Annotated in this window: 18 protein-coding genes; 3 read left to right on the forward strand and 15 right to left on the reverse strand. The window is 71.0% G+C overall.

Annotated elements, in window-relative coordinates; all coding sequences use genetic code 11:
• Positions 1–364 precede the first annotated feature (364 nt).
• Positions 365–1,327, forward strand: a complete 963-nt coding sequence (locus ACZ6C6_RS01430) for a zinc metalloprotease (protein ID WP_469197933.1) — start codon at positions 365–367, stop codon at positions 1,325–1,327.
• 52 nt (positions 1,328–1,379) lie between these two features.
• On the opposite strand, the gene ACZ6C6_RS01435 is transcribed toward ACZ6C6_RS01430, so the two are convergent.
• Positions 1,380–1,958 (reverse strand): dienelactone hydrolase family protein, encoded by a 579-nt coding sequence (locus ACZ6C6_RS01435; RefSeq protein WP_361029664.1) that lies wholly within the window; start codon positions 1,956–1,958, stop codon positions 1,380–1,382.
• A 37-nt stretch (positions 1,959–1,995) separates the two neighbouring features.
• Between ACZ6C6_RS01435 and ACZ6C6_RS01440 the strand changes: the two genes are divergently transcribed.
• A complete protein-coding gene (locus ACZ6C6_RS01440; RefSeq protein ID WP_469197935.1) occupies positions 1,996–3,129 on the forward strand; it encodes a mechanosensitive ion channel family protein in 1,134 nt (377 codons plus the stop codon).
• An 18-nt stretch (positions 3,130–3,147) separates the two neighbouring features.
• Here the strand turns inward: ACZ6C6_RS01440 and ACZ6C6_RS01445 are convergent, their stop codons facing one another.
• From ACZ6C6_RS01445 to ACZ6C6_RS01465, 5 genes are all read right to left on the reverse strand, one after another.
• Positions 3,148–4,734, reverse strand: coding sequence for a Na+/H+ antiporter (locus tag ACZ6C6_RS01445; RefSeq protein ID WP_469197937.1), 1,587 nt, complete (start codon positions 4,732–4,734; stop codon positions 3,148–3,150).
• 108 nt (positions 4,735–4,842) lie between these two features.
• Positions 4,843–5,319: a GNAT family N-acetyltransferase gene (locus tag ACZ6C6_RS01450; RefSeq protein ID WP_469197939.1), complete on the reverse strand. Its 477-nt coding sequence runs from the start codon at positions 5,317–5,319 to the stop codon at positions 4,843–4,845.
• The gene (locus ACZ6C6_RS01455; protein WP_469197941.1) at positions 5,316–6,257 is read right to left on the reverse strand and encodes an RluA family pseudouridine synthase; all 942 of its coding nucleotides are present in this window, start codon (positions 6,255–6,257) and stop codon (positions 5,316–5,318) included. The genes ACZ6C6_RS01450 and ACZ6C6_RS01455 overlap by 4 nt, the downstream gene beginning before the upstream one ends.
• A 23-nt stretch (positions 6,258–6,280) precedes the next feature.
• A complete protein-coding gene (lspA, locus tag ACZ6C6_RS01460) occupies positions 6,281–6,940 on the reverse strand; it encodes a signal peptidase II (protein ID WP_469197943.1) in 660 nt (219 codons plus the stop codon).
• Between the two features lie 57 nt (positions 6,941–6,997).
• Complete coding sequence (locus tag ACZ6C6_RS01465; protein WP_469197945.1) at positions 6,998–7,639, reverse strand: TraR/DksA family transcriptional regulator; 642 nt, start codon at positions 7,637–7,639, stop codon at positions 6,998–7,000.
• Between the two features lie 550 nt (positions 7,640–8,189).
• On the opposite strand from ACZ6C6_RS01465, the gene ileS reads away from it, so the two are divergent.
• Complete coding sequence (ileS, locus tag ACZ6C6_RS01470; RefSeq protein ID WP_469197947.1) at positions 8,190–11,333, forward strand: isoleucine--tRNA ligase; 3,144 nt, start codon at positions 8,190–8,192, stop codon at positions 11,331–11,333.
• A gap of 224 nt (positions 11,334–11,557) precedes the next feature.
• On the opposite strand, the gene ACZ6C6_RS01475 is transcribed toward ileS, so the two are convergent.
• From ACZ6C6_RS01475 to ftsW, 9 genes are all read right to left on the reverse strand, one after another.
• A complete protein-coding gene (locus ACZ6C6_RS01475; RefSeq protein ID WP_469197949.1) occupies positions 11,558–12,685 on the reverse strand; it encodes a DivIVA domain-containing protein in 1,128 nt (375 codons plus the stop codon).
• 49 nt (positions 12,686–12,734) lie between these two features.
• Positions 12,735–13,019: a YggT family protein gene (locus tag ACZ6C6_RS01480; RefSeq protein ID WP_018104460.1), complete on the reverse strand. Its 285-nt coding sequence runs from the start codon at positions 13,017–13,019 to the stop codon at positions 12,735–12,737.
• A gap of 72 nt (positions 13,020–13,091) precedes the next feature.
• Complete coding sequence (locus tag ACZ6C6_RS01485; protein WP_018104459.1) at positions 13,092–13,709, reverse strand: cell division protein SepF; 618 nt, start codon at positions 13,707–13,709, stop codon at positions 13,092–13,094.
• 125 nt (positions 13,710–13,834) lie between these two features.
• On the reverse strand, positions 13,835–14,554 hold the full coding sequence (locus tag ACZ6C6_RS01490; RefSeq protein ID WP_469197951.1) for a YggS family pyridoxal phosphate-dependent enzyme: 720 nt from the start codon (positions 14,552–14,554) through the stop codon (positions 13,835–13,837).
• Between the two features lie 6 nt (positions 14,555–14,560).
• Positions 14,561–15,298, reverse strand: a complete 738-nt coding sequence (gene pgeF / locus ACZ6C6_RS01495) for a peptidoglycan editing factor PgeF (RefSeq protein WP_469197953.1) — start codon at positions 15,296–15,298, stop codon at positions 14,561–14,563.
• Between the two features lie 17 nt (positions 15,299–15,315).
• Complete coding sequence (gene ftsZ / locus ACZ6C6_RS01500; RefSeq protein ID WP_164399224.1) at positions 15,316–16,536, reverse strand: cell division protein FtsZ; 1,221 nt, start codon at positions 16,534–16,536, stop codon at positions 15,316–15,318.
• A gap of 276 nt (positions 16,537–16,812) precedes the next feature.
• On the reverse strand, positions 16,813–17,607 hold the full coding sequence (locus ACZ6C6_RS01505; protein WP_469197955.1) for a cell division protein FtsQ/DivIB: 795 nt from the start codon (positions 17,605–17,607) through the stop codon (positions 16,813–16,815).
• Positions 17,608–17,658: 51 nt separating this feature from the next.
• Entirely contained in the window at positions 17,659–18,753 is a 1,095-nt protein-coding gene (gene murG, locus ACZ6C6_RS01510) for an undecaprenyldiphospho-muramoylpentapeptide beta-N-acetylglucosaminyltransferase (protein WP_469197957.1), read from the reverse strand.
• A 6-nt stretch (positions 18,754–18,759) separates the two neighbouring features.
• Complete coding sequence (gene ftsW, locus ACZ6C6_RS01515; RefSeq protein ID WP_469197959.1) at positions 18,760–20,094, reverse strand: putative lipid II flippase FtsW; 1,335 nt, start codon at positions 20,092–20,094, stop codon at positions 18,760–18,762.
• Positions 20,095–20,134: the final 40 nt, after the last annotated feature.

Genomic DNA, 20,134 nt, shown 5'->3' on the forward strand with positions numbered 1-20,134 from the left:
CGTTCCGGGTCCGCCCCCCTTCCGCATCAGCCCGGGCGCACGCGCACCACCGTCGCGATCCAGCCACCGAAGGGCGCGCCTCCGGCTGATGACAACGCCGTTTCGAACGGCTTTCCGCGCGGACGGAATCCGGACACACCGACCACCCGGGCTCACCGATACATGAAGTTCGTGTTCCAAACTTCGGTCCACGGGGAAGATTTTCTCCCCGTTGTCCCGGTCTGCACCGCGAATCATTGGGCCGGATCACTCCTGCCCCGGCATGGCATGCGCACGTAATCTCCGGCGTCAGGTGAGGAACCCCCTCCCCTTCCCACGTCCGCGAGGAGCCCCCGTGCGCACTCCTGCCCGTATATCACCGCGTATGCGCCACCGCGCGATCGGCATCGCCGCCCTGGCCGGAACCCTGGCCCTGGCGCCCCTCACCGTTCCCTCCGGCGCCACCGCGGCGTCCGCCGGCGCCCCGTCGGCCAGGTCCGCCGACGCCTGCGCGGACACCCCGGCCTCCGCCTCGGCCCGCCAGTCCCGGCCCAGCGGACCCCAGCACGCGGCTGATCCCGACGAGCTCACCAGCGCCCAGGCAGCGGCCATCGACAAGCAGATGAGACAGAGACTCGCCGAGCGCCGCCTCACCGGCCCCACGCTCGCCGCGGGCGCGACCATCCCCGTCTACTTCCACGTCATCCACTCCGGCACCACGGGCAAGCTCACCTCGGGTGACATCAGCAGCCAGATGAACGTGCTGAACGCCGCGTACAGCGGCCAGGGCACCGGCAACAACGCCACCGGCTTCCAGTTCTCTCTGGCCGGCACCGACTACACGGACAACGCCTCCTGGTACAACCTCTCCTCCGGCTCGTCGGCCGAGAAGGCGATGAAGACGGCCCTGCGCAAGGGCGGCAAGAACGCGCTCAACATCTACACGGCCAACCTGGGCGGCGGCCTGCTCGGCTGGGCGACGTTCCCGAGCTCCTACGCCTCCAGCCCGTCCATGGACGGCGTCGTCATCCTGGACGCCTCGCTGCCGGGCGGCCCCGCGACGCACTACGACGAGGGCGACACCGCGACGCACGAGGTCGGCCACTGGATGGGGCTCTACCACACGTTCCAGGGCGGCTGTAGCGGCAAGGGCGACTACGTGGACGACACGCCGGCCGAGAAGAGCCCCGCGTACGAGTGCCCGACCGGCCGCGACTCCTGCGCCAGGCAGTCCGGCATCGACCCGATCCACAACTTCATGGACTACACGTACGACGCCTGCATGACCCAGTTCACCCCGGGCCAGGTGCAGCGGATGAGCGACAGCTGGGCCGCGTACCGCGGCTGACCGCCGCCCCCCGCCGAGGGCTCCGCGCGACGCGCGCGGAGCCCTTCGCACGTCACAGCGTGGCGAGGAACCCGATCGCGACCTTCCACGCCAGCTCCGCCGCCTCGCGGTCGAAGTCCGGCAGCTCCGGGTCGGTGAAGAGGTGGCCCGCGCCCGGGTAGCGGTAGACCTCCACGTCCGCCCCGGTCCGCTGCATGTCCAGGTACCAGGAGTTCAGCCAGTCGGCCGTCTCGTACGGATCGGGGTCGGCCACGTGCAGCTGTACGGGCAGCTCGTCCACCGAGGCGTTCTCGGCGATGTCCGAGGTGCCGTGGAGGAGCAGCAGCCCGCGCGCCTTCTCGTCGCCGAGCGCCAGCGTCTGGGCGACCGAGGCGCCGAGCGAGAAGCCGGCGTAGACGAGGCCCTGGTCGGAGTAGGGCGCGGCGGCGAGCACGGCCCGCTTCAGCAGTTCCTCCTTGCCGGTCTCCTCCCGGAACGCCTCCGCTTCCTCCACCGAATCAAAGGTGTGCCCCTCGAACAGATCGGGCACGCGCACCTCGTGCCCTGCGGCGCGCAGCCGTTCGGCTGCGGCGTGCACGGCGGGGCGCAGACCGTACATCGAGTGGAAAAGCATGATGTTCATGACGCCCATGGTGCCAGTTGCGTTCGAAGGGATGGAGAGCGACAGCATGGAGAGTGTTCTGCGGCCGCTGATCGTCCTCGGCGGTTCGGTGGTGATCACCCTGGCCGCGGGCTGGTTCTTCGACTTCCTGCTCAGGCGCGCCGACGCCCGGCACCACGAGACCCCGCTGTGGGGCCTGCTGCGGCGCTGCCGCATACCGTTCCAGCTGGTCATGTGCGCGGCGCTGCTGCGCGGTACGTACGAGCGGACCGGTCTCGGCCCCGTCCAGGACCACCGGGTGGGCATCGGCCGGCTGCTGACGCTGGTGCTGATCGGCGCGTCGGCCTGGCTGGTGGTGCGGATCGCCATCGCGGTCGTGGACTCGGTGTACGCGCGCTACGCGGCGGCCCACAACCGGGACCCGGCGCGGGTGCGGCGGGTGCGGACGCAGGTGACGCTGATCCAGCGCGTGGTCATCGCGGTCGTGGGGATCCTGGCCGCCGCGGCGATGCTGCTGACGTTCCCCGAGATGCAGGCGGTGGGCACCTCGATGCTGGCATCGGCCGGCCTCGTCGGCATCGTCGCCGGTGTCGCCGCCCAGTCCACGCTGGGCAACCTCTTCGCCGGCCTCCAGATCGCGTTCGGCGACATGGTCCGCATCGGCGACACCGTGGTGGTGGACGGCGAGTGGGGCACGATCGAGGAGATCACGCTGACCTTCCTCGCGGTGCGTACGTGGGACGAGCGGCGGATCACGATGCCGGTCTCGTACTTCACGGGGAAGCCGTTCGAGAACTGGTCGCGCGGCGGGGCGCAGATGACCGGCTCGGTCTTCTTCCACCTGGACCACTCGGCCCCGATCGAGGCGATGCGCGACAAGCTGCGGGACATCCTCGGCGAGTGCGCCGCCTGGGACGGCCGGAACTGGTCCCTGGCGGTCACGGACACCACCCCGACGACGATCCAGGTGCGCGCGGTGGTCACGGCCAAGGACGCGGACGACATCTGGACAGCGCGCTGCGCGGTCCGCGAGCAGCTGATCGCCTGGCTGCGCGACCACCACCCGTACGCGCTGCCGCGGGTCGCGACGGCCCCCGCGGCGCTCCCGCCCGGCGACGCCCGGCCGTCGGTGAACGGCACCGGCAACGACGAGAAGCCCGCGAACGGCTGGAACAGGACCCCGCGCACCGGCCGCGGCTGACGGCCCTCCACCCGGGCCTCAGCGCAGGCTGCGTACGTCCAGCTGCCGCAGGACCCGGTCCACGACCTCCGGGTCGGAGCCGGGTTCGCTGCGCGCGTCGAGCACGGCGTGGCGGGCGGCCGACATCATCTCGCGCTGGATCCGGCTGACCGCCTGGAACCGTTCGACGCGCTTGGCGTAGGCGTCGCGCCGTTCCTCGTCCACCATCTCCGGGCTGATCCGCGCCCCCACGTCGTACGCGAGCCGGTGCAGCCGGTCGACCACGTCCTCGGGCAGGTCCTCGGTCGCCTCGATCCTCTTCAGCCGCTCCCGGGCCGCCTTGGCCGCCCGGATCGCGAGGTCCTTCTCCAGGGCCGCCTCGGCGTCCGCGTCCGCGCGCACCCCGAGCCGCCGCACCAGCCAGGGCAGGGTCAGGCCCTGGAAGACCAGGGTCACCATGATCACGGAGAACGCGATGAAGACGATCTCGTCACGGCCGGGGAACGGTGTGCCGTCGTCCGTCTCCAGCGGGATCGCGAGGGCCAGCGCCACGGAGGCCACCCCCCGCATCCCGGCCCACCACATGATCACGGTCTCCCGCCAGCTGGTGGGGATCTCCTCGCTGACGTCCCGCCGGGTGTGCAGCCGCTTGGCGAGCCAGGTGGCAGGCAGCAGATAGAGCAGCCGTACGCCGACGACGACCGCGACCACCGCGAGACCCCAGCCGGCCGTCTCCAGCAGCCGCCCGTCGGCCGTGCCGAACACGTTGTGCAGTTCGAGGCCGATGAGCCCGAAGGCGATCCCGGTGACGAGGGTGTCGACGATCTCCCAGAAGGTCCGTCCGGTGAGCCGGCCGAGGACGTCGTCGGCGTCCGCCGTGTGCTCCGCGAGGAACATCGCGGTCATCAGCACGGCGAGCACGCCGGAGCCCATCAGCTCCTCGGCGAGCACGTAGCTGGCGAACGGCACCAGCAGGGTCAGGCCGACCTGGAGGGTGGCGTCGCCGAGCAGCCCCATCAGCTTGATGGTGAGCCAGCCGAGCGCGACGCCCACCGCGACGGCGACCACCGCGGACAGCACGAGCAGCCCGAACGCCTCGGGCCACGAGAAGGTCCCGCTGACGGCCGCCGCGATGGCCACGTGGTACAGCACGATCGCGGTGACGTCGTTGAACAGCCCCTCGCCCTCCAGGATGGAGATGAGCCGCCGGGGCAGCCCGACCGACCCGGCGACGGCGGTGGCGGCGACCGGGTCGGGCGGGGCGACGAGCGCGCCGAGGGCGACGGCGGCGGCGAGCGGCAGCCCCGGCACGATCGCGTCGGCGACCGCGGCGACGGCGGCGGTCGTCAGGAAGACCAGGGCGACGGCCAGCAGGAAGATGGGCCGCTTGTTCGCGGCGAACTGCCGCCAGGAGGTGCGCTGCACCGAGGCGTAGAGCAGCGGCGGCAGCAGTGCGGGGAGGATGATCTCCGGCGGGATGTCGACGTTCGGCACGAAGCTGAGGAAGGCCAGCACGACGCCGAAGAGCGTCATCAGCACCGGCGCCGGGAGCTTCAGCCGGTCCCCCAGCGGGACCGTGACCACGGCTCCGAGCAGCAGCAGGAGCAGCAGTGACATCTGGTCCACGGGGTGCCTTCCGAAGCGCTCCGGCCGGGCCCGGTCCCATGCCCGGCCGATGCCCCTCACCCTGCCATGCGCCCCCCGCCGTCCGGGGTCAGGGGGTGCGGCGGGGCGTCAGATCGTCCGGCGCATCGCCCGGTGCGGGATGCCCGCGTCCATGAACTCCGGGCCGTACGGCTCGTAGCCGAGGCGCTCGTAGAAGCGGAGGGCGTGCGTCTGGGCGTGCAGGTCGACGGCGGTGAGGCCGTGGCTCCGGGCCGCGTCCTCGATGGCCCGCACGAGCGCGGCGCCGACGCCGAGGCCCCGGGCCTCCTTGCTCACCGCGAGCCGGCCGAGCGAGCCGACGGCGGGGTCCCCGCCGGTGTGCGAGGCGGCGGCGGGGCCGTGCAGCAGCCGGCCGGTCCCGAGCGCGGTGCCGTCGGCGGCGACGGCGATGACGTGCAGCGCGTCCGCGTCGTGGGCGTCGTACTCGATCTCCTCGGGCACGTTCTGCTCACCGACGAAGACCTCCTTGCGCACCTGGAAGCAGGCGGCGCGGTCCTGTTCGTCGGTGACGGTCCGGGTGGTGTACGCGAGGGGCCCGGCCGTCACTGGCTCTCCGCCGCGATGCGGTCCAGCGCCTGCTGGAGGTCGTCGGGGTAGGTGCTGGTGAACTCGACCCAGCTCCCGTCGGAGGGGTGCTCGAAGCCCAGCTTCACCGCGTGCAGCCACTGCCGGGTCAGGCCGAGGCGCTTGGCCATGGTGGGGTCGGCGCCATAGGTGAGGTCGCCGACGCAGGGGTGGCGGTGGGCGGACATGTGGACCCGGATCTGGTGGGTGCGCCCGGTCTCCAGCTTGATGTCGAGGAGGCTGGCGGCCCGGTACGCCTCGATGAGGTCGTAGTGCGTGACCGAGGGCTTGCCGTCGGCGACGACCGCCCACTTGTAGTCGTGGTTCGGGTGGCGGCCGATGGGGGCGTCGATGGTGCCGCTCATCGGGTCCGGGTGGCCCTGGACCAGCGCGTTGTACTTCTTCTCCACGACCCGGTCGCGGAACTGGGCCTTCAGCAGGGTGTAGGCGCGCTCGGACTTGGCGACGACCATCAGCCCGGAGGTGCCGACGTCGAGGCGGTGGACGATGCCCTGGCGCTCGGCCGCGCCGGAGGTCGAGATCCGGTATCCGGCCGCGGCGAGGCCGCCGATGACGGTGGTGCCGGTCCAGCCGGGGCTGGGGTGGGCGGCGACGCCGACGGGCTTGACGATCACCACGATGTCGTCGTCGTCGTGGACGATCTCCATGCCCTCGACGGGCTCGGCGACGACCTGCACGGGCGCGGGCGCCTGCGGCATCTCCACTTCGAGCCAGGCACCGCCGTGCACCCGCTCGGACTTCCCGACCACCGAGCCGTCCACCTGCACCTTGCCTGCGGCGGCCAGGTCGGCGGCCTTGGTGCGGGAGAAGCCGAACATCCGGGAGATGGCGGCGTCGACGCGCTCGCCCTCCAGGCCATCGGGGACGGGCAGGGTTCGGACCTCGGGTTGCGTACTCACCAGTCGAGTATGCCTTGCGTCCCTCAGTCCTTGTGCACGGTGCCGTCGGGGTCCAGGCCCTTGAAGGAGAGGAACACGATCAGGATGCCGCCGCAGACGATCGCGGAGTCGGCCAGGTTGAAGACGGCGAAGTGGGCGGGGGCGATGAAGTCGACCACCGCGCCCTCGAAGACGCCCGGCGCGCGGAAGATGCGGTCGGTGAGGTTCCCGAGGGCCCCGCCGAGCAGCAGGCCGAGCGCGATGGCCCACGGGAGGCTGTACAGCTTGCGCGCGAGCCGCGCGATCACCACGATGACGGTCGCCGCGATGATCGTGAAGATGATCGTGAACGCCTCGCCGAAGCCGAACGCGGCGCCCGAGTTGCGCAGGGCGTCGAGCTTCAGCCAGTCGCCGATGAGCTCGACCGGCTCCTGGTGCTCCAGCTTCGCCACGACGAGCATCTTGCTGCCGAGGTCGAGCAGGTACGCGACGACGGCGACGCAGAACAGCAGGATGACCCGGCGCCGACGGGTGGCCGGGGAACGGTCGACATCCGCGTCCGCGTCCGTCGCGGTGGCCCCGGTGTCCTGGGCGTCCGGCACACCCGGCTCCGGGGAAGCGGACGAGCCGTCCGGCCCGTTCTCCCCGCTTCCCTCAGCCCCGGTGATGTCCGGCGTACCGATGATGCGCTCCGCCTCTGCCACGTGAGTCCCTCAACCTAGTTCCCGACTGAGGACGAGGGTACGGCACGCCCGTGCGAATCAGCCTCGTCGCTCCTGCTTCTGCTTGTCCTCGACGCACAGCGTGGCCCGGGGGAACGCCTGCATCCGCGCCTTGCCGATCGGCTTGCCGCAGACCTCGCACAGCCCGTACGTGCCGGCTTCCAGCCGGGCCAGGGCGCGCTCGGTCTGGTCCAGCATCTCCTGGGCGTTGGCGGCGAGCTGCATCTCGTGCTCGCGGGTGATGTTCTTGGTGCCGGTGTCGGCCTCGTCGTCGCCCGCCCCGTCGCCGGAGTCCCGCATGAGCCCGGCCAGCGCGAGGCCGGACGCCTCCAGCTCGTTGCGGAGCCGGGTGGCCTCGCCGGTCAGCCCGTCCCGCGCGGAGGCGACCTCCTCCGGGGTCCAGGGGTCCTCGCCCGGCCGTACGGCCAGGTCTCCCGGCGCCGTGGCGACCCGGGCGGGCGGCACGGGTGCCCCGTCCTCGCCCGCGGTCCGGGTACCGGCCGCGCTCTTCTTGGCTACCACCGTGTGGGCTCCCGTCTGATCGGCGGCCTCGGCCGCCCCCGTGGTCGCCGAGGCCGCGGTGGCCCCGGTCTTCTTGGGCGTGGTCTTCTTCGACGCGGTCTTCCGGGCCGCCGCCTTCTTGGCGGAGGTCTTCTCGCCGGGCGACTTCTTCTCCACCATGGCCGCGGCCCCTTCACACACCGTGATCTTGCTCGCGTGTCGTGCTGGGACGATAAGTCGACCCCGGTCCCGCGGCAACGGGGCACGCCGCCGCATCCCGCCTCCCCGTGTCCGGATCACCGTGTGCCTGCATCCGTTGTGCCCAGCTCCCCGCCGGGTAATCCGGCTTTCCGCCGCGCGCCGGGCCGCGCTCCGGCCGCGTACGCCGCGTATGGCCATTCGGGTCACGCCCGGCCCCTCCGTAAACCGGTCGGACGCCGTGCCCCGGGGCCCGTACACTGGCCTCAGCGAGAGGCGTGGATGGGACGAGTAGCGTCGTACGCAGCCAGCAGCGACCCGGGGACGGTGGGAGCCCGGGGGCGAGCGCGTCGTGAAGATCACCCCGGAGCCGCCGGAAGAACGCCCCGAGGGGCCAGTAGAACCGGCATCGCACCCCAATGAGGGGGCCCGGGGCGCACGCCCGGGGCCAAGGAGGGTGGTACCGCGGGGACCGACTCGGTTCTCGTCCCTCCGACGGAAGTGGAAGACGTCCGCCGGAGGAAGCCCGCACATGACATCGCCGCAGTACCGCCAGGTACCCGCCCAGGTCGACCTGCCCGCCCTTGAGCACGCCGTGCTCGACTTCTGGCGCGAGAACAAGGTCTTCGACAAGAGCCTCGACCAGTCCGAGGGCCGCCCCGAGTGGGTGTTCTACGAGGGCCCGCCCACCGCCAACGGCATGCCCGGCGCCCACCACATCGAGGCCCGCGTCTTCAAGGACGTCTTCCCCCGCTTCCGGACCATGCAGGGCTACCACGTGGGCCGCAAGGCCGGCTGGGACTGCCACGGTCTGCCGGTCGAGCTTGCGGTCGAGAAGGAGCTGGGCTTCAACGGCAAGAAGGACATCGAGGCGTACGGCATCGCCGAGTTCAACGCCAAGTGCCGCGAGTCCGTGACCCGGCACACCGACGCCTTCGCCGAGCTGACGACCCGTATGGGCTACTGGGTCGACCTGGACGACGCGTACCGGACGATGGACCCCGAGTACGTCGAGTCCGTGTGGTGGTCGCTGAAGGAGATCTTCAACAAGGGCCTGCTGGTCCAGGACCACCGCGTCGCCCCCTGGTGCCCGCGCTGCGGCACCGGCCTGTCCGACCACGAGCTGGCGCAGGGCTACGAGACGGTGGTCGACCCCTCGGTCTTCGTGCGCTTCCCGCTCACCTCGGGCCCGCTGGCCGGCGAGGCGGCGCTCCTGGTCTGGACGACGACCCCGTGGACCCTGGTCTCCAACACCGCCGTCGCCGCACACCCGGACGTCACCTACGTCGTCGCGACGAACGGCGAGGAGAAGCTCGTCGTCGCCCGGCCGCTGGTCGAGAAGGCGCTCGGCGAGGGCTGGGAGCTCACCGGCCAGTCGTTCACGGGCCGCGAGATGGAGCGCTGGACGTACGAGCGTCCGTTCGCCCTGGTCGACTTCCCGGCCGAGGCGCACTACGTCGTCAACGCCGAGTACGTGACGACCGAGGACGGTACGGGTCTGGTCCACCAGTCCCCCGCCTTCGGCGCCGACGACCTCCTGGTCTGCAAGGCGTACGGGCTGCCGGTGGTCAACCCGGTCCGCCCCGACGGCACCTTCGAGGAGGACCTGCCGCTGGTCGGCGGGGTCTTCTTCAAGAAGGCGGACGAGGCGCTGACCGAGGACCTGAAGGACCGCGGCCTGCTCTTCCGCCACGTCCCGTACGAGCACAGCTACCCGCACTGCTGGCGCTGCCACACCGCGCTGCTGTACTACGCGCAGCCGTCCTGGTACATCCGCACCACGGCGGTCAAGGAGCGGCTGCTCCAGGAGAACGAGAAGACCAACTGGTTCCCGGACTCCGTCAAGCACGGCCGCTTCGGCGACTGGCTCACCAACAACGTCGACTGGGCGCTGTCCCGCAACCGCTACTGGGGCACCCCGCTGCCGATCTGGCGCTGCGAGGAGGGCCACCTCACCTGTGTCGGCTCGCGCGCCGAGCTGGGCGAGCTCTCCGGCACGGACCTCTCGGACCTGGACCCGCACCGCCCGTTCATCGACGACGTCACCTTCGCCTGTACGCACGAGGGCTGCGGCCTGGAGGCGCGCCGCGTCCCGGAGGTCATCGACGCCTGGTACGACTCGGGCTCGATGCCGTTCGCGCAGTGGGGCTACCCGTACAAGAACAAGGAGATCTTCGAGAGCCGCTACCCGGCGCAGTTCATCTCGGAGGCCATCGACCAGACCCGCGGCTGGTTCTACACGCTGATGGCGGTCGGCACGCTCGTCTTCGACAAGTCGAGTTACGAGAACGTCGTCTGCCTGGGCCACATCCTCGCCGAGGACGGCCGGAAGATGTCCAAGCACCTGGGCAACATCCTCCAGCCGATCCCGCTCATGGACCAGCACGGCGCGGACGCGGTGCGCTGGTTCATGGCCGCGGGCGGCTCCCCCTGGGCGGCCCGGCGCGTGGGCCACGGCACGATCCAGGAGGTCGTCCGCAAGACGCTCCTCACGTACTGGAACACGGTGGCCTTCCAGGCGCTGTACGCCCGTACGTCGGACTGGGCGCCCTCGGCCGCGGACCCGGCGCCCGCCGACCGCACCGTCCTGGACCGCTGGCTGCTCGGCGAGCTGAACACCCTGGTGGACCAGGTCACGCAGGCGCTGGAGGGCTACGACACGCAGCGGGCCGGCAAGCTGCTGTCCGCATTCGTGGACGACCTGTCCAACTGGTACGTGCGCCGCTCCCGGCGCCGCTTCTGGCAGGGCGACAAGGCGGCGCTGCGCACGCTGCACGAGGTGGTGGAGACCGTCACGCGGCTGATGGCGCCGCTGACCCCGTTCATCACCGAGCGGGTCTGGCAGGACCTGGTCGTGCCGGTCGCCCCGGACGCGCCGGAGTCCGTCCACCTGTCGTCCTGGCCGAAGGCGGACCCGGCGGCGGTCGACCCCGCGCTCTCGGCGCAGATGGCGCTGGTCCGGCGCCTGGTCGAGCTGGGCCGGGCCACGCGTGCGGAGTCGGGCGTCAAGACCCGTCAGCCGCTGTCCCGGGCGCTGGTCGCGGCCTCGGGCTTCGAGGCCCTGTCCGCGGAACTGCGCGCCCAGATCACGGAGGAGCTGAACGTCTCCTCGCTCGCCTCCCTCTCCGAGGTGGGCGGCTCGCTGGTCGACACCACGGCCAAGGCGAACTTCCGGGCGCTCGGCAAGCGCTTCGGCAAGGGCGTCCAGGCGGTGGCCAAGGCGGTCGCGAACGCGGACGCGGCAGCCCTGTCGCTGGCCCTGCGCGAGGGCACGGCGTCGGTGGAGGTGGACGGCGAGACGGTCACCCTCGCACCGGACGAGGTGATCATCACGGAGACCCCGCGCGAGGGCTGGTCCGTCGCCTCGGACTCGGGCGCGACGGTGGCCCTGGACCTGGAGATCACCCCGGAGCTGCGGCGCGCGGGCCTGGCCCGTGACGCGATCCGCCTGATCCAGGAGGCCCGCAAGAACAGCGGCCTGGACGTCGCGGACCGCATCGCCGTCCGCTGGACCTCCACGTCCCCCGCGACGACGGAGGCCCTCACCGAGCACGCGGCGCTGATCGCGGACGAGGTCCTGGCCCTGGACTACGCGGAGGGCGAGGCGGACGACGCGTACGGCACCGCCTTCGAGGACGAGGGCCTGTCCCTGACGTTCCGCCTCCGCAAGGCGTAGCGAACCCTCGCGTCTCAATCGCCGGAGGGGCTGGAAAACCCAGCCTCGCCGGCGTTTGAGGCGCGGGGTCCGGGGCGGGAGCCCCGGTTTCGGGAAGGGGCGGGCAGGGGCCAGCCGCGCGCAGCGCCCCCACCCTCGTACACAAAAGGGCCGGGCCCCGGGGAAACCCCGGGGCCCGGCCCTTTTGCCTGCCGACGGCTACGCGCTCACCGCGCGAAAGCCCGTCAGTTGTCGTCCTCGTCGATCAGGAACCCACGCATCGGCGACGGCGCCTGCTGCATCGGCTGCGGCGCCTGCGGCCGCACCGGTGCCATCGGCTGCGTCATGGCCGGCGACATCTGCTGCTGACCGCCGTACGACGGGCCACCGCCCATGGGAGGGTTTCCGCCGCCCATCGGCTGGCCACCGTGGTTGCCGCCCATCGTGTGCCCCATGGCACCCGCACCGGCCGGAGCCAGCGAGGGCGACGGCGGCAGCGACGCGGCGGCCGGGGTGCGCGGCGGAGCCAGCGAGTCGTCCGCCTGGGTCTCCAGCTGACGCAGCTGGCTCTCCAGGTAGGACTTCAGACGCGTCCGGTACTCACGCTCGAAGCCCCGCAGGTCCTCGACCTTGCGCTCCAGCGTCGCGCGGGCCGACTCCAGCGAGCCCATCGCCACGCGGTGCTTCTCCTGCGCGTCCCGCTCCAGCGCGTCCGCCTTGGCGCGGGCGTCCCGCTCCAGGCCCTCGGCGCGGCTGCGCGCCTCGCCGACGATCTTGTTGGCCTCGGAACGGGCCTCCGCGATCGCCTGGTCGGCGGTCTGCTGGGCCAGGGACAGGACACGGGCGGCGCTGTCGCCACCGGGGCCCTGCTGCTGCATCTGCGGCGGGGGCTGCATCTGCTGCATCTGCTGCTGCGGGTTGTGACCGCCCATGGGACCGCCCATCGGGCCGCCCATGGGACCACCCTGCATCGGGCCGGGGCCGTGGGGGCCCTGCGGACCGGGGCCGTGCGGGCCCTGGGGGCCGTGACCGCTGGGACCGGCGGGCAGCTGCGGAGCACCACCGGGCAGCTGGGGGGGACCCATCTGCGGGGGCTGCTGCTGGACCGGCGGGCCCGATATGGCGGCGGGCACCGGGGCACCCGGCCGGTCCTGCTGCTCAGGCGGCTTACGCATGCCCTGCTGCTGGTTCTGCGCGGCGGCACGCGTGGCGGCGGCCAGCTTGGCGCGCAGGTCCTCGTTCTCACGGAGCAGGCGGGTCAGCTCCGACTCGACCTCGTCGAGGAAGGCATCGACCTCGTCCTCGTCGTAGCCCTCTCGGAGGCGGACCGTCGTGAACTGCTTGTTCCGCACATCCTCGGGAGTCAGCGGCATCTCTTCTTCACCTCTACGTAGTCGTCGGCAGTCGGCAAGACCGTATCGCTCACAGCCTGACCACGATGCTGATCAGGATGGAAACGATGATCATCAGAACGAAGAAGGACAGGTCGAGTGCCACGCCCCCGAGACGCAGCGGCGGGATGAACCGCCGCAGGAGCTTGAGCGGTGGATCGGTGACCGTGTAGGTCGTCTCCAGGACGACCACCATCGGCTTGCCCGGCTGCCATGAACGTGCGAACTGGAAGACGTAGTCCATGACCAGCCGGAAGATCAGCACGATGAGGAAACACATCAACGCGATGTAGACAACACTTTGTGCGACGCCCATCTCTCGCGCTTCCCTCTCCCCTGGCTCTCGTAGCACCGGCCTCTCGGCCGGGTTGTTCCCGGTGTCGTGTTCTCAGCTCTGGTTGAAGAATCCGCCCTCTGCGATGCGGGCCTTGTCCTCCGCCGTGACATCGACGTTAGCAGGCGACAACAGGAACACCTTCTGTGTCACTCGCTCAATGCTGCCATGGAGACCGAAGACGAGTCCCGCGGCAAAGTCGACAAGTCGCTTTGCGTCCGTATCGTCCATCTCCGTGAGATTCATGATCACCGGAGTGCCCTCACGGAAGTGTTCCCCGATGGTACGGGCCTCGTTGTACGTCCTGGGGTGCAGCGTCGTGATCCGGTAGGGCTCGCGCTCGGACACGACCTTGGGCATGATCACCGGTGCGTTCTTCTCCATGTTCGGACGTTCAGGTGTGATGGATGCCACGGGTGCGATCCGGGCGGGTCGCTCGCGCTCCGCCGGGATCTGGACCGGCTCCCGCTGCGCCGGCGGCTGGACCGCGCGTACCGGCTCGTCGCGCTCCCGGTCCCGCTCCACCTGATGCGCGGGCTGGTGCCGGCGCCGGTCGCGCTCGGGCTCCGGCTCGGGTTCGAATTCGTCGTCGGGGTCGAACCCCGGGCCGTCGTACCCATCGTCCTCCACGAGGCCGAGGTAGACCGCCATCTTGCGCATCGCGCCGGCCATGCTCTGAGTCCTCCGCTCTGTGGTGGATCGGCATCTGTCACCAAGTGCCCGCGATCCACTCCGGCCTACCCGCCCTGGGCGGTAATGACCATATTTTCTGCTGTGGTCCGACTTGCTTGGCGACGTTACCCGAGCCCGGGTCGGACTCCGAGTACCGCAGTACCGACGCGCACATGTGTCGCTCCGGCCGCGATCGCGTCCTCGAGGTCCGCACTCATCCCTGCGGAGACCATGTTCGCAGCCGGATGGTTCCCGCGCAGCCGGGATGAGAATTCCATCAGCCGGTCGAACGCGGCCCGTTGCCGCCCGGCGAAGGGGCCGGCGAGCGGCGCGACGGTCATCAGTCCGTCCAGCCGGAGCCCGGGCGCGGCGGCGATCGCGTCCGCCAACTCCTCGATCCCGTCGGGCGCGACGCCCCCGCGGGCTCCCCGCTCGCCGCTCTCCGCGTCGAGGGCGACCTGGATGAGGCAGCCGAGTTCGCGCTCGCGGCGCTCGGCCGCGGTCGAGAGGGCCGTCACCAGCTTCGTACGGTCCACGGACTGCACGACATCGGCATAACCGGCCACGGAACGGACCTTATTGGTCTGCAACTGACCGACAAAGTGCCAGGAGAGGGACAGATCCGCACACTCGGCGGCCTTCGGGGCGGCGTCCTGGTCGCGGTTCTCCGCGACCTGACGCACACCGAGTCCGTGCAGAATCCGCACATCGCTCGCGGGGTAGGTCTTGGTGACCACCAGCAGGGTCACCTCCTCCCGCTTGCGGCCGGCCGCGACGCAGGCCGAAGCGATCCGTTCCTCCACCCGCGCCAGATTCGCGGCGAGTTGTTCCTTGCGTTCCGTCATGCCCTATCAGTCCAGCCAGACATATCCGGCGAGCCGCCCCGTGGTGCGGTCGCGTCGGTACGAGAAGTGGTCGCCCGATTCCAGGGTGCAGAAGGGCGACGCCTGCCGGTCGGTGACGCCGAGCTCAGCCAGCTGGGCGTGCACCCCGCCGGTGACGTCCACCGCGGGAGTGCCCCAGCTGGTCTCGGACCAGGTGCCCGGCACGCTCGCGGCGACCTCGTCCCGCATCGCGGCCGGCACCTCGTAGCACCGCCCGCAGACGGCGGGCCCGGTCCGGGCGGTGATCCGGGAGACCTCCGCGCCCAGCCGGACCATGGCCTCGACCGCGGCCGGCACGACCCCGGCGACCAGCCCCGGCCGCCCGGCGTGCGCCGCGGCGACGACACCGGCCTCCGGGTCGGCGAGCAGGACGGGCGTGCAGTCGGCGGTCAGCACGGCGAGCGCCAGTCCGCGCCGCGCGGTGACCACCGCGTCCACGGCGGGGATCTCCGCCGCTTCGCCCCAGGGTCCGTCGACCACGGCCACGTCCCGGCCGTGCACCTGGTTCATCCAGACGACACGGGCCGGATCGAGCCCCCGGGCGCGCGCGGCCCGCTCGCGGTTCGCGAGAACGGCGGCGGGGTCGTCGCCGACCGCGCCGCCGAGATTGAGCTCCGCGTACGGGGCGGCGCTCACTCCGCCCCACCTGTCGGTGAAGGAGAAGTGAGCGCCGCCCCGCGAGTAGACAGAGTCCGTCGGGCTCACAGTGTGATGCGGACCTATCACTTCAAGAAGTCCGGTACGTCCAGCTCTTCGGCCTGGGAGTCCGAGTAGGGACGGGCCGGCGGGACGTGCGGCGGCGAGACGACCGGCGGAAGGTGGGTCTCACCCGACACCGGAACCGGCTCGGCCTGCACCGGCTCCTCGCGCGGCGGCACCGAACCGAGCCCGCCGGACTGGCGCACCGGCTCGGGCGCGGACCGGACCGGCGTCGGAGCCGGCTCCTCGCGCTTGGCGCTGTTGGCGCCGAGGACGTTCTCGCGCCGGGCCGGCGGCTGACCGCCGTCGAAGCCCGCCGCGATGACGGTGACCCGCACCTCGTCGCCGAGGGCGTCGTCGATGACCGCGCCGAAGATGATGTTCGCCTCCGGGTGGGCCGCCTCGCTCACCAGCTGGGCGGCCTCGTTGATCTCGAAGAGACCGAGGTCGCTGCCGCCGGAGATGGAGAGCAGGACACCGCGGGCGCCGTCGATGGACGCCTCCAGGAGCGGCGAGGAGATCGCCATCTCCGCGGCGGCCACCGCGCGGTCGTCGCCGCGGGCGGAGCCGATGCCCATGAGCGCGGAACCGGCCTCGGACATGACCGACTTGACGTCGGCGAAGTCGAGGTTGATCAGGCCCGGCGTGGTGATGAGGTCGGTGATGCCCTGGACACCCGAGAGCAGGACCTGGTCGGCCGACTTGAACGCGTCGAGCACGCTGACCTGGCGGTCCGAGATGGACAGCAGCCGGTCGTTGGGAATGACGATGAGGGTGTCGACCTCTTCGCGGAGTTCGGCGATGCCGTCCTCCGCCTGATTGGCGCGGCGCCGGCCCTCGAAGGTGAACGGGCGGGTGACCACACCGATCGTCAGGGCGCCGAGCGAGCGCGCGATGTTGGCGACGACGGGTGCGCCACCGGTGCCGGTGCCGCCGCCTTCGCCTGCGGTGACGAAGACCATGTCGGCCCCCTTGAGGACCTCCTCGATCTCCTCACGGTGGTCCTCTGCCGCCTTACGACCGACGGCCGGGTTCGCCCCGGCGCCGAGGCCGCGGGTGAGTTCGCGGCCGACGTCGAGCTTGACGTCGGCGTCGCTCATCAACAGGGCTTGCGCATCCGTGTTGATCGCGATGAACTCGACGCCCTTGAGACCGACCTCGATCATTCGGTTGATGGCATTGACACCACCGCCGCCGACACCGATGACCTTGATGACTGCGAGGTAGTTCTGCGGTGCTGCCACGTCGAAGGCCTCTCGCCTCGAGTTACGTGTCGTCGCTTCGCGGTGATCCCGCCGCGACGACGGATGCCGATTGGGACGGTCCGAACGCCGACCCAAACCCTAACGTTCAAGTTTAGGGTTACCAGTGTGTCTGCTTCATGGACTCTTCCGAACAGGACACTAAGTCGACAAGTGGCGCACGTTCAACGAACACGCCGAACCTCCCGTTTTTCTTTTCACCCTATGTGATCACCCGTAGCGCTGACCAACCAGGGTGCTGGCCAGGCCAAATGTGCGTCAACCACCCGACACCGCAGGGGCGGTGGGGGCACTCACGTCGAAGTGTCCCGCTTTGGGTGCGGCCTTCATGAGAGCGGTGAGGACTTTCGCCTTCACCCCGCCCGCTCCGCCGCTTCCCCACATCACCGTGCGATCCCCCGTGAGTTCCAGGGAGATGGCGTCGTACGAGTCGACCCGGACGACCCGGGTGTCCTCGGCGACTCCGTCCGGGAGATCACCCGCGACCCGGACCGCTTCCCGCACCAGCCGGTCACTGCCGAAGCGGCGCAGGCTCGCGGAACGACCCTCGGCCACTTCCAGCAGAGGCACGCGCCCGGGAGACTTGTCCACCGTCGCGAAGCGCACGCCCTTGCCGTCCACTTCGATGAACTTTCTGCCCTTTTTCACCAACAGGACCGGCTTTCGTTCGGTCACTTTAAGTCCGATGCCGTGCGGCCATGACCGAACGACATCCACCTTGTCGATACGAGGCAACTTCTGGCGCAACCTCTTCTCGATGGCGGCGGTGTCCACGGAGACGAGCGGGGCGCCCATCGGGACCTCCGCGGCACTTTCCACCTCGGCCGGCGTCAGCACCCGGACTCCGGTGATCCTGACCTGTTCGACCCGCAGCCAGGAGGAGCCGTACAGCGCCCAGACGACGCCGGAGCCGAGCAGCAGCACGGCCCCGGCGATCAGGAGCAGCAGTCGGCGCCGGGAGACGCGGCGCCCCTCGGGGCGTGGGCCCGGCGGCCGGTCCGGGGCGTCCTCCTGCTTCCCTGCACCGCGCTGGGCGGTCGTCGGTCCGGCCACGCTCGCTCCTTATGCCGGGTCCGGGGGCCATCACCCCCGGTCCCGTCCGCCTCACGCGTTACGGCGTGCGGCAATCGCCTCGTACACCATGCCGACCAGCAGATCGTCGGCGTCCCGGCGGCCGAACTCGGCGGCGGACCGGGACATTTCATACAACCGGTGCGGATCGGACAGCACCGGGAGGACGTTGCCCTGCACCCACTCGGGGGTGAGCGCGGCGTCGTCCACCAGCAGACCCCCGCCCGCGTTCACCACCGGCTGGGCGTTGAGCCGCTGTTCACCGTTGCCGATGGGCAACGGGACGTAGGCGGCGGGCAGTCCGACGGCGGAGAGTTCGGCGACGGTCATCGCGCCCGCGCGGCAGAGCATCATGTCGGCCGCGGCGTACGCGAGATCCATCCGGTCCACGTACGGTACCGGGATATAGGGGGGCATCCCGGGCATGTTGTCCACGCGCGGCAATTCGTTCTTCGGCCCGACCACGTGCAGGATCTGGATACCGGAGCGCTGGAGCAGCGGAGCGACGCGCTGCACCACCTCGTTGAGGTGGCGGGCGCCCTGCGAGCCGCCGGAGACCAGCAGCGTCGGCAGGTTGGGGTCGAGGCCGAAGGCCGCGCGCGCCTCGGGCCGGGCGCGGGCCCGGTCGAGGGTGGCGATGGTGCGGCGGAGCGGGATGCCGATGTAGCGGGCACCGCGCAGCTTGCTGTCGGGCGTGGAGACGGCGACACCGTGCGCGTACCGCGAGCCGATCTTGTTGGCCAGGCCGGGGCGGGCGTTGGCCTCGTGGACCACGATCGGGACGCCCGCGCGTTTGGCGGCGAGATAGCCCGGCAGGGCCACGTAACCACCGAAGCCGACCACGCAGTCGGCCCGGGTGCGTTCCAGGATCTGCTCGGCGGCCTTGATGGTGCCGCGCAGCCGGCCCGGGACGGTGATGAGTTCGGGGGTGGGTTTGCGCGGCAGCGGTACGGCCGGGATCAGCGCCAGTTCGTACCCCCGCTCGGGTACGAGTCTGGTTTCGAGTCCGCGCTCCGTGCCGAGAGCGGTGATCCCCACGCTCGGGTCCTGCCTGCGCAGGGCGTCCGCGAGGGCAAGCGCGGGCTCGATGTGGCCGGCGGTCCCCCCGCCGGCGAGTACGACATGCACCGAATTTCACCGCTCTCCGGACGGCCGCTTCTTGACGCGCCGTCTCATCGTCTTCCATCTCACCCCGGGCCTCCGCACGGCCAGGGCCGCCTTCGCGGCGGGCTCGTCCCGCGCGAACGCGATCAGCAGCCCGACGGCGAACATGGTCGGCAGCAGGGCCGACCCCCCGTAGGAGAACAGCGGGAGCGGGACACCGGCGATCGGCAGCAGGCCGAGCACCGCACCGATGTTGATCACGGCCTGCGCCGTGATCCAGGTGGTCACACCTCCCGCTGCGTACCTCACGAAGGGGTCCTCCGTGCGTCCGGCCACGCGGATACCCGCATAGCCTAGAGCCGCGAAGAGGGCGAGCACCGACAGCGTCCCCGCCAGCCCCAGTTCCTCCCCGGTGATGGCGAAGATGAAGTCGGTGTGCGGTTCGGGAAGTTGGCCCCATTTTTCCACACTCGCACCGAGGCCGGAACCGAACCATCCGCCTGACGCCAGAGCATAGATGCCGTGCACGGCCTGCCAGCAGGAGCCTCCGGGCCCCGGCTCGCTCGCCCCCATGCAGTCCAGCCTGGACATCCGGTTCGGGTTGGTCTTGATGAGCAGGAAGCCGATGAGGCCGGCGATGGCCAGCACTCCCGCGAAGAGCCGGGTGGGCGCCCCGGCCAGCCAGAGCAGGCCGAACAGGATGGCCGTGAGAATGATCGCAGTGCCCATGTCGCCGCCGAGCATGATGAGCCCGAGCAGCATGAAGGCGACCGGCACCAGCGGCACCAGCATGTGCTTCCACTGGGTCAGCAGCCGCTTGTCCTGTTTGCGGGCGAGCAGGTCGGCCCCCCACAGCACGAGCGCCAGCTTGCCGAACTCACTGGGCTGGAGCTGGAAGGGCCCGCCCAGATAGAGCCAGTTGCGGTTGCCGTTGACCGACATCCCTATCCCCGGCACCTGGACCAGGACCATCAGGAAGACGGCGCCCATGAGCAGCGGGTAGGACAGTGCGCGGTGCAGCTTCACCGGCATCCGGGCGGCGGCCGCCATCAGCCCGGCCCCGATCACGGCCGCCAGGAACTGCTTGCGGAAGAAGTAGGTGCCGGGCTTGCCGAGCTCCAGCGCCTTGATCATCGAGGCGGAGTAGACCATCACCAGGCCGAGCACGGTGATCAGCAGTCCGGCGCCCAGGATCACGTAGTACGCCGTCAGCGGCCGGTCCCAGGCCCGCCGTGCCCGTTCGTAGAGCCGACGTGCTCCGCCGCCGCGCGGGCTGCTGGGGCTGCCGGTGCTCCGGGCCCGCACCGCCGCGGGCCGCCGGGCCTTGGCAGCGGGCCTTACCCGCACGCTCTCTTCGGCCGGCATGTCCCTGTCCCCTCCACTGCTCGTGCCCGGGGCGCGGCGG

The sequence above is a fragment of the Streptomyces sp. NPDC041814 genome (assembly GCF_055590565.1).